The 11,931-nt window shown below is 67.5% G+C and carries 13 protein-coding genes and 2 pseudogenes; 7 read left to right on the top strand and 8 right to left on the bottom strand.

Annotation, left to right across the window (positions count from 1 at the left end; genetic code table 11):
• Positions 1-52: 52 nt before the first annotated feature.
• The 3 genes and pseudogenes from KIV56_RS18735 (at position 53) to KIV56_RS18725 (ending at position 2,014) form a co-directional block, all read left to right on the top strand.
• Complete coding sequence (locus KIV56_RS18735) at positions 53-418, top strand: hypothetical protein (protein WP_281534603.1); 366 nt, start codon at positions 53-55, stop codon at positions 416-418.
• Positions 411-941, top strand: a pseudogene (locus KIV56_RS18730) (transporter substrate-binding domain-containing protein); the annotation flags it as partial. The gene KIV56_RS18735 and the pseudogene KIV56_RS18730, both read left to right, overlap by 8 nt.
• A 323-nt stretch (positions 942-1,264) precedes the next feature.
• Positions 1,265-2,014 (top strand): alpha/beta fold hydrolase, encoded by a 750-nt coding sequence (locus KIV56_RS18725; RefSeq protein WP_281534602.1) that lies wholly within the window; start codon positions 1,265-1,267, stop codon positions 2,012-2,014.
• Here KIV56_RS18725 and KIV56_RS18720 read toward each other — a convergent pair.
• Positions 1,986-2,669, bottom strand: a pseudogene (locus tag KIV56_RS18720) (alpha/beta fold hydrolase); the annotation flags it as partial. The gene KIV56_RS18725 and the pseudogene KIV56_RS18720 overlap by 29 nt on opposite strands.
• A 252-nt stretch (positions 2,670-2,921) precedes the next feature.
• On the opposite strand from KIV56_RS18720, the gene KIV56_RS18715 reads away from it, so the two are divergent.
• Positions 2,922-3,482: a cysteine hydrolase family protein gene (locus KIV56_RS18715; RefSeq protein WP_281534601.1), complete on the top strand. Its 561-nt coding sequence runs from the start codon at positions 2,922-2,924 to the stop codon at positions 3,480-3,482.
• 245 nt (positions 3,483-3,727) lie between these two features.
• Here KIV56_RS18715 and KIV56_RS18710 read toward each other — a convergent pair whose 3' ends face one another.
• The 5 genes from KIV56_RS18710 to KIV56_RS18690 all read right to left on the bottom strand — a co-directional run bounded on the left by KIV56_RS18710 (position 3,728) and on the right by KIV56_RS18690 (position 7,340).
• Positions 3,728-4,714 carry an NtaA/DmoA family FMN-dependent monooxygenase gene (locus tag KIV56_RS18710; protein WP_348648582.1) on the bottom strand — a complete coding sequence of 329 codons (987 nt, stop codon included), beginning with the start codon at positions 4,712-4,714 and terminating at the stop codon, positions 3,728-3,730.
• Positions 4,707-6,161 (bottom strand): LLM class flavin-dependent oxidoreductase, encoded by a 1,455-nt coding sequence (locus KIV56_RS20020; RefSeq protein WP_348648424.1) that lies wholly within the window; start codon positions 6,159-6,161, stop codon positions 4,707-4,709. Before KIV56_RS20020 ends, KIV56_RS18710 begins: the two co-directional genes overlap by 8 nt.
• Positions 6,162-6,165: 4 nt before the next feature.
• Positions 6,166-6,384, bottom strand: a complete 219-nt coding sequence (locus tag KIV56_RS18700; RefSeq protein ID WP_281534600.1) for a hypothetical protein — start codon at positions 6,382-6,384, stop codon at positions 6,166-6,168.
• A 127-nt stretch (positions 6,385-6,511) separates the two neighbouring features.
• Positions 6,512-6,802, bottom strand: coding sequence for an SHOCT domain-containing protein (locus KIV56_RS18695; RefSeq protein ID WP_281534599.1), 291 nt, complete (start codon positions 6,800-6,802; stop codon positions 6,512-6,514).
• A gap of 91 nt (positions 6,803-6,893) precedes the next feature.
• A complete protein-coding gene (locus KIV56_RS18690; protein WP_281534598.1) occupies positions 6,894-7,340 on the bottom strand; it encodes a DUF6325 family protein in 447 nt (148 codons plus the stop codon).
• Between the two features lie 328 nt (positions 7,341-7,668).
• Between KIV56_RS18690 and KIV56_RS18685 the strand changes: the two genes are divergently transcribed.
• From KIV56_RS18685 to KIV56_RS18675, 3 genes are all read left to right on the top strand, one after another.
• Entirely contained in the window at positions 7,669-8,052 is a 384-nt protein-coding gene (locus KIV56_RS18685) for an SHOCT domain-containing protein (RefSeq protein WP_281534597.1), read from the top strand.
• 63 nt (positions 8,053-8,115) lie between these two features.
• Positions 8,116-8,865: a 1-phosphofructokinase family hexose kinase gene (locus tag KIV56_RS18680; RefSeq protein WP_281534596.1), complete on the top strand. Its 750-nt coding sequence runs from the start codon at positions 8,116-8,118 to the stop codon at positions 8,863-8,865.
• Positions 8,759-9,196, top strand: coding sequence for a PfkB family carbohydrate kinase (locus tag KIV56_RS18675; RefSeq protein ID WP_281534595.1), 438 nt, complete (start codon positions 8,759-8,761; stop codon positions 9,194-9,196). The genes KIV56_RS18680 and KIV56_RS18675 overlap by 107 nt, the downstream gene beginning before the upstream one ends.
• On the opposite strand, the gene KIV56_RS18670 is transcribed toward KIV56_RS18675, so the two are convergent.
• Both KIV56_RS18670 and KIV56_RS18665 read right to left on the bottom strand, forming a co-directional pair.
• Positions 9,115-9,366, bottom strand: coding sequence for a hypothetical protein (locus KIV56_RS18670; protein ID WP_134450258.1), 252 nt, complete (start codon positions 9,364-9,366; stop codon positions 9,115-9,117). The two genes, KIV56_RS18675 and KIV56_RS18670, sit on opposite strands and share 82 nt — an antisense overlap.
• A 113-nt stretch (positions 9,367-9,479) precedes the next feature.
• Complete coding sequence (locus KIV56_RS18665) at positions 9,480-11,924, bottom strand: ATP-binding protein (protein WP_281534594.1); 2,445 nt, start codon at positions 11,922-11,924, stop codon at positions 9,480-9,482.
• Positions 11,925-11,931: the final 7 nt, after the last annotated feature.

The following is an 11,931-nucleotide window of genomic DNA, read 5'->3' as shown; positions in this document are numbered from 1 at the left end:
CACCCTGCACAACAGCATTCACAGCAGAAACTCACAGAAATAGAGGCACACAATGGCAATTAAGAAGAAAACCGCGGTCATCATCGGAGGCATCGCCGCCGTTGCACTCGTCGCAGGCGGCATCACCGCGGCCGTCCTGGCCACCACCGGCAACAGCTCGGCCCAGGCTGCAGGCGCAGTCTCTCCCTCGGCATCCGCAGCACCCGTGACGTTCAACCTCGGGCCGAAGCAGGACCGGATCCGTCTCGACAAGGTGCCCGAAGCCATCGCCGCCATCAAGAAGAGCGGCTTCACCCCGATCGAGGCAGGCAAGCTCACCGTCGTCGTCAGCCCCTACGTTGCTCCCCTGGGCCTGTTCGCGACCGACGACACGACCCTGATCGGCAACGAGACCGACATCGCGCAGGCTCATCGCTGACGGCCTCGGCCTTGAACTCAACCTGCAGCCAGCCGCGTGGGCGGACTGGCCCCTCGGCATCCAGTCCGGCAAGTACGACCTGATCACGTCGAACGTGACCGTGACAGAGGCTCGCAAGGACCTCTACGACTTCGCGAGCTACCGCGAGGATCTCCTCGGCTTCTACGTGAAGAGCGACTCGAAGATCTCCTCGATCAAGGAGGCCAAGGACGTCGCCGGCCTCAAGGTCATCGTCGGCTCCGGAACCAACCAGGAGAAGATCCTCCAGACCTGGGACAAGGAGAACATCGCCAAGGGCCTCGCCGCTGTCGAGTACCAGTACTTCGACGACACCGCGGCCGCGAACCTGGCCCTGCAGTCCGGCCGTGCTGACGCCAACTTCGGACCGAACGCGACCTCCGCCTATGCAGCGGCTCAGAACGGTGAGACCAAGCTCGTCGGAACCTTCAACGGCGGCTACCCGGCGCACGCCAACATCGCAGCGGGCACCAAGAAGGGCAACGGCCTCATCGAGGGCGTCAGCATCGTGCTCAACAACGCGATCAAGGGCGGCCAGTACGGCGACGTCCTCGCCCGCTGGGGCCTCAGGCTCCGAGAGCGTCACCGAGTCGCTCGTGAACCCGGCCGGACTGCCGCGCTCGTAGTCACCATTCATCGCCGGAAGAGCTGGGCCTGGAGAGACACTTCTCCCGGCCCGGCTCTTCTATTTGATCGCGCTGGCTCCCCACCCAGCCCGCTATCTAGGATGTCTCCATGGTGTTCATCCAGGACCTTGACCTTCGCGACGGCCGCACGCTGCGCGTCCACGACAGCGCAGCAGATCATGAACTGGACTCGGCCTTCACCGTGCTCTGGCAGCACGGTTCGCCCCAGACGGGTGCCCTGCTCGAGCCGCTGCAGTCCGCGGCGGCCGCTCGCGGCATCCGTCTCATCTCCTATGGGCGGCCGGGGTACGGCGGTTCATCTGCCCTGCCGGGTCGTGACGTGGCCGCCGCTGCCTCAGACGTTGAACAGCTCGCCGATGCCCTCGGCATCGCCCGATTCGCCGTGATGGGCGCGTCAGGAGGCGGTCCACATGCACTCGCCTGCGCTGCGCTGCTGCCGGAACGGGTCTCGGCGGTGGGCTGCCTCGCGACCCTGGCTCCACTCGAGGCCGACGGTTTCGATTGGTTCGCCGGCATGGCCACGAACGGCGCCTCCCTGCGCGCGGCGCTGCTCGGCCGTGCGGAGCGTACGACCTATGAGGAAACCGAGGACTTCGACCCGGACAGCTTCATCGAGGCGGACTACGACGCGCTGGCCGGCCCCTGGGCGGCACTGGGCGCCGATGTCGGACTGGCCTCGGAGGCGGGGCCAGGGGGCCTGATCGACGACGACCTCGCCTTCGTGGCCCCGTGGGGCTTCCCCGTCTCCGCGGTCGCCGCGCCGGTGCTGCTGGTCCAGGGCGGCAGGGACCGGGTGGTCCCGCCGTCTCACGCCGACTGGCTCAACCGACGTCTTCCCCGAGCGGAGCTCTGGCTGCGCCCGGAGGACGGCCACATTTCCGTGCTCGAAGCGTGTCCCGCGGTCATGGATTGGTTGCAGGAGCGCCCGTGACCGTGGCCTGCAGCGCCTCGGCAATCACCCGATCTGCCGAGTCCCGATGGATCGAATGCCCTGCGCCCGCGACAAACGCGTAGCTGAGGTTCGCGTGCCGAGCGGCGAGCCGCTCACCCTGCTCGGGAAGCACTGATGCGCTTCCCGATGCCGGGTCGGCACCGAGGAGCCGGATGGGCACCCGGACATCGTCGAGGTGCGGTTCGAGATCCCAGGGGCTGGTATCGCTCAATACGCGCTCAACGGTGAACGGGCTGACCACGCGCGCCGCCTCTACCTTCTGGTGCGCGTCCTCCGCATGCCAGCCGGGATTCTCGCTCAGGATCCTGGCTGCGCTCGGGTCGGTGATCTCCGCGATGGTCTCGGCCAGGAGCGGCGCGACCGAGCCCGGCCCGAGGGTGAGGGGCGGGTCGAGCAACAGTACGCTCCGAGTCCAGTCCTCGCTGCCCGCCGCTGCGAGGAGTGCGACGGCACCACCGAGGGAATGTCCGACGACGAGGTCCCAGGACTTCCCGGGCGCCGGGCGGAGCCGCAACGTGTCGGCGACGAAACCCGCCAGCGGATAGGAGGTCGTGCGCGGGGCGCGGCCGTGGCCACGTTGGTCGGGTGCGACCACGAACCACCCCTCGGCGGCGAGTCCGCTCGCGACCCGCCACCAGACCGCCCCCTGCGGAGGTAAGTCCGTGCAGCAGCAGTGCGCTCCGCGACGCTGCCGGGTCGCCCCAGGTCAGCACGGGTAGTTCGACGGAGATTCCGGAATATGGGGCGGTCACGAGGTCCTTGCGGGTGCGGGAGGAGACAGGGAGGATGGAGCCGAGAATACGGCAGCACAACGACACCGCAAATCCGGCCCGTAACAATTAGAGTCGTGTGGGGGAATTGGCACAGGAAACGAAGCGGAGCAGGTGTGAGCACTGGCATTGTGGTCATTGATATCCAGAACGATTACTTCCACGGGGGCGCATATCCCCTCTCCGGGAGTGAGCCCGCCGCGGTAGTCGCCCGGGGTGTCCTCGACTCGGGCCGCGCGATCGGTACCACCGTCATCCATTTCCAGCACCTCGCCACCGAAGCGGATGCGACGTTCTTCATCCCGGGAACCGCGGGCGTCGAGATCTACCCGCTGGTGGCGCCGTTGGGACAGGAACGCCATTTGACCAAGGGCTCCGCGAACGCGTTCGTCGACACAGGCCTGGAACGGCTGCTGCGCGCGGAGAATATCGATCATCTGGTCATCATGGGCATGATGAGCAGCATGTGCATCGACGCGACCACGCGGGCCGCCCTCGACCTCGGCTTCGCCGTCACGGTGGTGCACAACGCCTGCGCAGCACCCGACTTCGAGTTCCAGGGCACCGAGGTTCCCGGGGCATCCGTTCATGCCGCCTTCATGGCCGCCCTCCGCGATGCCGGTGCCGAGGTGCTCGCCGCGGCCGACCTGGACCTCGAGCTACTCCCGGCCCGCTAGCGGTGCGGAGTCCGGTCGCGGGCCGGTATCGGGTCGCGGTGCGGCATCAGGTCGCGGCGCCGGGTTCGGTCGCGGTTGGGTGGTCCGGTAAGCGTTTGGTCGGCGCGGTGTCAGTTCGGTGGTGGCTAACTCAGGAGATCCACCCGGGCGAGCGACACCGGTCCGCGGACCAGTGCGGCCGATCCCACCCGGCGGCACGGATCTCCTGAATTAGCCACCACCACTGCTGCTCAAATCTCCTGGGGCTACTGCGTGAGGCCGAGGGTCTCGCGCAGGGTCGCGCCGGGTTCGTACTCGGTGCGATAGACGCCGCGCTCCTGCAGCTCGGGGATGACCCGGTCGACGAAATCGTCGAGGCCAGTCGGATTCGTGTGGCCGACGATGACGAAGCCGTCTGAGGCTTCCTCCTGAACGTGCCGGTTGATCTGCTCGGCAACCTGCACCGGGGTCCCCACGAAGGTGTGCTTCGCGGCGAAGCGGATGACGAGGTCACGAATGCTCAGCCCTTCGGCTTCCGCGAGGCCGCGCCAGGCTTTCGCAACCGCAACCGGGTCCGCGACATGGCGCACCCTGCCGCGGGTGACGCCCTCGTCGGCAAGGACAGGGTCGATCTCCGGCAGCGGCCCATCGGGATCGTAGCCGCCCAGGTCGGTGCCCCAGAGCTGCTCGAGGAACGAGATCGCGGTCTGCGGGCTGACCTGCAGCAGCGCGACTTCGCGGGAGCGTTCCCGCGCCTCGGCCTCGGTGTCGCCGAGGATGAACGTCGCCGCGGGCAGGATCTTGAGCGAATCGGGGTGGCGGCCGACGGCCGGCAGACGGCCCTTGACGTCGCGGAAGAACTTCTGGCCGTCCTCGAATTCGGAGTGCAGGGAGAAGATCACCTCAGCGTTCGCCGACGCGAAGTCGCGGCCGTCCGCCGAGTCGCCGGCCTGCACGATCACGGGGTGTCCCTGCGGGCTGCGCGGCAGGGTGCCGAAGCCGCTCACGTCGAACTGCGCACCGTGGTGGTCGACCGCCGCGAGCGCATCGGCGGAGAGGAACTCCCCCGTCTTCTTGTTCGCGGCGAGGGCCCCGGGCGCCCAGCCGTCCCACAGCGCGCGTGCCACCGCGACGAATTCCTCGGCGCGCACGTAGCGGTCCTTCGGGTCGAGGAAACCGCCGCGGCGGAAGTTCTCGCCGTGGAAGGCGTCGGAGGTCGTGACGATGTTCCACCCGGCCCTCCCCTCACTCAGCAGGTCGAGGCTCGCGAGCTGCCTGGCGAGTTCGTACGGTTCGTTGAACGTCGAGCCTGAGGGTGCCGACGAGGCCGATGTGTTCGGTCACGGCGGCGATCCCGGCCAGGATCGCGAGGGTGTTCGGTCGGCCGACGACGTCGAGGTCGTGGATGAGTCCCTTCTGTTCCCGCAGCCGGAGCCCCTCGGCGAGGAAGAGGAAGTCGAACTTGCCGCGCTCCGCATTCTGGGCGAAGTGCCGGAAGGAGGAGAACGCGATCTGGCTCTCGGCCTTGCCGTCGCTCCACACCGAGGTGTTGTTGACCCCGGGGAAGTGCGCGGCGAGGTGCACCTGCCGGAGTGGGCGCCCGGAGGCGTCCTGGGCGATCGGGTGGGCGGTCGTGCTGGCGGTCGTGGTCATCAGCGGATGCTTCCGGTCAGGTCGAGCTCGCGGGTGGAGTCTGCGGCGGGGTCGGTGTCTGCAGGGGTCGCGTAGCGGTTCTCGGGGCGACCGAATCCGAGTCGGGCGCGAAGGGTCGCGGCTCCTGCCGGACGGTCGAGCACCCCGGCGGCACGCAGCAGCGGAACAACGCGCTCGGTGATCGCCGTGAGGTCCTCCGGCAGCCGCGCCGGCCGCAGCCGGACACCGTCGATACCGAGGGAGTGCCAGTGCAGGAGCCTGGGCGGCGACGGCCTCGGGGGTGTCGGCGAGGATGACCGTGTCGGAGGTCCAGGGTTCCCCGTGGGTGGCGTTGAGCCGGTCGAGGGTCGCATGGGCGGCATCCACTGTCTTCTCGATCAGAACCGAGATCTCGGTCCAGACCCGCAGGGGTTCGTCTACCCCGCGCACCACGTCGTGGGCCGCTGTCTCGAGCTGCCCGAGGATGGCCTCGAGGTGCGCGTCATCATGCGGGGTGACACCGACGATGTCGGCGCCGGCCACGGCCAGTTCATACGGGACCTTCTGGTGGGCGAGCGCGTAGACGAGCGGCTGGCCCTGCGGCGGGCGCGGGGTGATCGAGGGGCCCTCGACCGTGAACCGGTCGCCCACGAAGTCGATGTAGTGCAGCTTTTCGCGGTCGACGAACCTGCCGGTCTCCACATCGCGGATCACGGCGTCGTCCTCCCAGCTGTCCCAGAGCCGGCGGGCGACCTCGACGGCGTCGCGCGCTTCGCCGAAGAGGTCCTCGATCAGGGCGGTCTGGGCCGGGTCAGTCCCCAGGACGACGAGGGCGGGGTCGAGGGCGGGCAGCGTGCGGCGGCCGACGTGCGCGGCCTCGTGGGCACGCCCGGAGACCTGCACGCGCCAGCCGGCCCGGCCTTCGCTCACGTAGTCGAGGGTTTGCACTCCGGTTGCCACGTGGAACGGTTCGGTGTGGGTCGTGGTGATCGTCGGCACGAGGCCGATCGAACTCGTGTGCGGGGCAATGGCCGTCGCGAGCAGAAGGGCGTCGAGTCGACCGCGCACCTCGTCACGGCGTGGATCGATTCCGCCGAAGCCGGAGGCTCTGGAGGCCGAAGGAATCCTCGATCGTGACCAGGTCGATGCCGGCGGCCTCGGCGGCACGCACGAGGGCGACCCAGTAATCGAGGTGGAACAGGTCTACGGGGCGGGCCTCCGGCTCGCGCCAGGCCGACGGGTGCCAGCCGGCGCCGTCGAGTGCGATTCCCAGGTACAGCGACGATGTCATCGAAAGTGTCCTTTTCTCTGCGCGAGACACGGTCGTCTGCGCGGACACCCACGATATGCACGGCACTGTTGCCCCAGGCCGCCGGCAGGTCACACAAAGTCATGCGTGAAACCTGCGGTAACAATTGTCAGATGCCGAGGAGTTTGGCCTTCGCCGCCGAGAACTCCGCGTCACTGATCACGCCGGCCGTCTTGAGGGTCGCGAGCCGTTCGATCTGGGCGGACAGGCTGTCGTCCGCCGCGGCCGCCGGTTGCGGTGCCTGCACATCCTGGGCTGGTGGTGCATACTGCGGCTGCTGTTGCTGGGCGGCCTGCTGGCGCCGGCTGACTCCGCCGGAGACTGCGGTAGCCGTGCCTGCGATCACCGCCGTACGTGCCATCGTCCCCATCAGGCCGGGGCGCCCACCTCGACGCATCATTGTGTTCCTTTCCTCGTGTTCCGTCGCTTGATCCGAGTCGTATCGTCCGAGTCATGCCACCCGTGACGTTTCCGGGCGCGTTGCCTGGCTCTCAGTCGGTGTCGGCCCCGGATGCGTCCATCGCCTGGAGCACCTCGTCGACAACCGAATCCGGCACGTGCACGTCTTCGAGAAGGACTCCGCCGGAGTCAACGATCGCATCGCGCAACGGCTTGAACCACGTGTGTTCGAAGACGAGGATGGCCGCCGAGCTGTTGTTCTCGAGGTCGGCGGACAACTCGTCGACGTCATCGTCCGAGAGGAGTCCGTCGGATCCCTCGAAGAGAGCGGCCAGAGCCGACACGGCTGCATCCTCAGCGATGCCGAGTTCGTCGAACTCCACGAGACTGACCTCGCCGGTCTCATCCTTCGAGACCAGCAGTGCGTCGATGATGCTGATCGTGTTCTTGTCCACGAGATCGGCCAGCGCCGGCACGATCTTGCCGTTGAACTTGTTTCCCGGAAACGCAACAACGAGCACTTCGATGGGTCCCAGCACGGTGCCTCCTTCGCTCGTCGTCACGACCTCGTCGTCGAGACGCTCTATCAGGACACTGGGGACACTAATCCCGTTCAGTGCGAGCATCAAGGCGCACGCTGACTCGGCCGGTTCCGCCCCAAAAGATGCGGACCACTCCCGCTGAAGGAGCCCTTTCCGGCGAACTCAGGTCGCGCTATGTTCGGGCTGCCGGCGAGTTCGCCCAGCGCTGGCGCGGATCCTGTGCTCGGTTCGCGCTGCCACTTTCCACCCGCGATGACACCCCTGAAAGCCCACCAACACTGGGACCGCACGAACGGACAAGAGCACCTGAGGCAAGGAGAAGCTCATGTTTTCGAATTTCTGGGACGTCGTGTGGTTCTTCTTCTGGAGTTTCGCGTTCATCGCCTATCTCATGGTGCTGTTCTCGATCGTGGGCGACATCTTCCGGGACCACAAGCTCAGTGGCGGGGCCAAGGCCGTCTGGCTGATCTTTCTGGTCTTCGTTCCGTTCCTGACCGCACTCGTCTACTTGGTCGCCCGCGGCCCGGACATGGCCAGGCGGCAGGCGGAACGCGTGCAACAGGCGCAGGACTACACGGATGACTACGTCAGGTCCGTCGCTTCGTCCGCGAGCCCATCCGCGGAAATCGCGAAGGCGAAAGAACTCCTCGACAGCGGTTCGATCACGGCCACCGAGTTCGAGTCGCTCAAGGCCAAGGCGCTCAAGTAGCGCACAATGTCCTGTCGAACGTCGCTTTCGGGAACGGCAGGGAGCGGCTTCTAGACTGGGAAGATGGACGCCTCGAGCTTTGTGAAGACACCGCCGATTCTGACCCTCACCGTCAACCCCGCTCTCGATGTGAGTACCTCGACGGCCCACGTGACCAGTGAGCACAAGCTGAGGTGCAGTGCGACGCGTATCGACCCGGGCGGCGGCGGCATCAACGTGGCCAGGGTCATCCGTCGACTCGGCGGAACCGCACTCTCCCTCTACGCAGCCGGCGGTCCCACTGGAGAGGCCTTCCGCCAGCTCATCGCCACCGAGGGGCTTCCCACGGTCATGGTTCCGATCCGCGAGAGCACCCGCCAGAGTTTCACGGTCGATGAAACGGGTACCGGTAAGCAGTTCCGTTTCGTGCTGCAGGGGCCGGAGTTCACGGAGGCGGAATGGACGGCGTGCCTCGACACTCTCGCCGCCTCGATGCCGGTCGGTGGCTACATTGTCGCGAGCGGAAGCCTGCCTCCCGGGGTCCCCGACGACTTCTATGCGCGCGTCGCCCGCCTCGCCCGCGCGAGCGGTGCACGGTGCATCGTGGATGCCTCCGGCCCTGCCCTGACGGCCGCCCTCGCCGAAGGGGTCTTCCTGGTCAAGCCGAGCCTGCGGGAACTCGAGGCCCACGCGGGCGTCACGCTCGACACGCCGGAAAGCCAGGCGGATGCCGCAGCGCAGGCTCGTCGCCGCCGGTTCCGCCGAGCATGTGGCCCTGACCCTCGGCGGGGACGGAGCCGTCCTCGCCTCCGCGAGCGGCGTTATCCGCTCTGAGGTGCCGAAGGTGACGGTGATCAGCACCGTCGGGGCCGGGGACAGCTTTCTGGCTGCCTTCGTGCTGCGGCTCGCCCAGGGGCGAACGGCCGAAGAAGCCTTCCGTGCGGGCGTCGCCGCCGGGAGCGCTACGGCCTCGACCCCCGCCACCGAACTGTGTCACCGGGAGGACGTCGAACGCCTCGAGGCCGAGCTCTCGCCGCCCGGGCCTGAGCCGATCCGGCGGCGGACGGTCTGGGCTAAGAAGTTCTACGCGAAGAAGATCGGGTCGAACTCGCGAAGGGTGTTGCCGTTCTTGGGTGCCTCGGTCAGGAACACGTTGAAGCCATAGGGCAACGGCGCGTCGTCGTCGTCGATGAACCACAGGTCCGTGACCCGGTAGGCCACGCCGCCGGTGTAGATGCCGTCGCCGATTTCCGGGAGTGTGTCGCCGTCGGCGATCTCGAGGAATTCCTTGTTCGGCAAGACGTATGTGGTCGGTACAGTCTGTTCTTCATCCATGGTTCGAGCTTACCGGGACCGGTTTCGGGGACGACAGCGGGGTCGTAAGCGAAACGCAGGACCAGGACCTTGCTGAGGCTACGAGGGCCTCAACTGCAGGAATATCCTGCATTTCAGACGCTCGCCACGACCGGAGACGACAGCGGGGTGATGTACGAGTAGCCGGTGCTCGTGTTCTTGGTCATTGAGAGCACGAGCTCCATGTGCGGTTCGAGGGCGGTGACCTTGTCGAGCGGCGAGCCGACGATGAGCTGGAAGCCGAGTCCCTTCCAGGCCGCGACGGCCCGGCCGGCGAACTCGGAGTCCGACTTCACGAAGCCCTCGTCGAGGAAGACCGGTGCGAACCGCGGGCGGGTGCGGCTTTCGTCGCCGAGCTGGAAGCGCAGCGCCGCCCCGACGACGAACGCCACCAGTTCCTGGGACTCTCCACCGCTCTTGCCGCCGAGGGAGGAGTATGTGCTGACCTCGACGCCGTCCGGCGTCGACCGGACCGCGGTGATCTCCACGTGCTTGCGCACGTCGAGCAGGAGATCCCGCTGCGACTCGGTGCGCGTCCCGGGTTCCGGCCGACGGATCTGGGCCATGAAGTTGTGCAGCCGGGTGAACCGGGCCTCGGTTTCCTCGTCGGTGAAGTCCTCCGTCGCCCCGGACGCGAGCACCTTGAGTTCCTTGCGGAACGCGGTGGCGTCGTCGCGATGCAGGCGACGGAGGGCGATCTTCAGGCGATCACGGCCGGCCCCGAACGGCAGGGTCGCGAGGATCTCATTGATCGGCCTGAGCCGGTCCTCGATCTCCTCGATGGCGGTGTTGAACGCCGCGGTGAGGGGTACGAGGTCCTGCCCGCTCCACGCCGACAGCCGGCGCTTCCATTCCTGGCGACGCTCGTGCAGGCCGAGGGTGTACACGGCATCGAGGATGTCGCGGTAGCTCGTGTACGACTCGAGCGAGGTGCCGATGTTCGGGTCGGGCCAGCGGCCCTGGAACGTCTCGAAGATGCGGACGAGCGAATCCCGGGCGCTCGTGGCATTCTCCCTGTCGTGCGCGGACTGCTCGGTGAGGCGCTCGCGGAGCCGTCGAACGCCGCCCTCGAGTGCCGCGAGATCTCCCTGGTCTCCGACGAGGGCGAACTGTGCCGTCAGGTGCGCGAAGTGCTCCTCGGAGAGAATGGTCGCCTCGTCCCGTTCGATCCGGTCAAGCATGCCGGAGACGGCGTCCTGACGGTCGACGATCCGCGCCTGCTCAGCGGCGAGACGCTCGGCCGTCCCGTCGGCCGAATGCTTGAGCTTCTGGGCAGCCTCGAGTTCGGAGGAAAAACGTTCTTCCTCGGCTTTGAGGGAGCGGAGGATGTCGCTGCCCGCGAGGACGCGCTCCGATTCGGCTTCCTTCTCGGCGATCCGGGCCTCGGCTCCGGACACATCGATCGATAGCCAGGTGGTGTCGACGACATACTGGTGGGCGCTTCGCCTGCCGCGGAGATCGGCGATGCGCTTCCCCACGGCGGCGGCGTCACGGGAGAAGGCCTCGGCCGCACCGGTGAGCTCTGCGCGTTCGGAGACGATCTCGGCGAGGCGGCCGGTGTTCGAGAAGCCGATGATCGGCGCCTGGCCCTTGTTCCAGCCGTGTGCCCCACGCTTGCCGTTGCGCGTCTGACCGCTCGGGGTGACCCGCGGGCCGTCTCCGGCCAGGTCGGTCGGGTCGGCGACGCAGAGCGCGTCGAGGCTCGCCGCGCTGACCCGGTCCTGCACCCAACCGCTGAAGGGCGAGTCCTGGTAGACGAGCTTGCCGGACACGAAGCGGGGATCGCCGGTGCGGGGCCGGTGCACCTGGAGCGCAACGCCCTCAAAGTGGATGCGCACCGGGATCTGAATCGGTTCGATGGCCGCACTGAGGTCGCGCAACCGTGTCTCGTCGACGAGCATGACGCGCACGACGGACGACAGGGTGACTTCGGCGGCCTGGCGCCAGGATTCCTCGCCGGAGGCGAGGTCGACGAGTTCGGCGACGAAGGGCAGCTCGTCCGCGGGGATTCCCGCTGCCTCCGCGATCATCATCCGGGCATTGTGCAGGTGCTGGGGAATCAGGTTTTCGCGGCCCGCGAGGAAGTCATGCTCCTGGCCCAGGGTCCTGAGCTGTTCCTCGACGGGGAAGGCGTTCCGTTGCAGGGTCGTGCGCTCGGCTTCGAGGTCGTGCTCGGCCGCGGAGAACCCATCGAGGAAGCGTTCCGCATCGTTCTGCGCGAGGGTGAACTCGGCCGACGAAGCGATCGGAACGGCGAGGGCGGCGGTGCGGTCGTCGAACTTCGCGCGCTCGGCGCCGATGTCGTCGCGCTGGTCCCGCAGCTGGCCGATCTCGTTCTGCAGGCTGACGAGGACGTCGCCGCCGTTGTCGCGCTGCTGGTGCTGGACCTCGGCAACGCGGGACTTCAGGTCGGTCTCGGCGTTCCTGGCCCGGGTGAGCTCGACCTGATTGTCGCGGCGACGGATGCGATTGGTGTCGGCGGCGCCCTCGAGCAGTCCCTGCTCGGTGAGGAGCCTGCCAGAGCACGAACGGGGTATCACCAGTGCG

Origin of the sequence: Cryobacterium breve (genome assembly GCF_027594785.1) — a bacterium.
GTDB classification, from domain to species: domain Bacteria; phylum Actinomycetota; class Actinomycetes; order Actinomycetales; family Microbacteriaceae; genus Cryobacterium; species Cryobacterium breve_A.
Note: the sequence above shows the minus strand (reverse complement) of the source record. Positions and strands in the feature narration are given on the sequence as shown.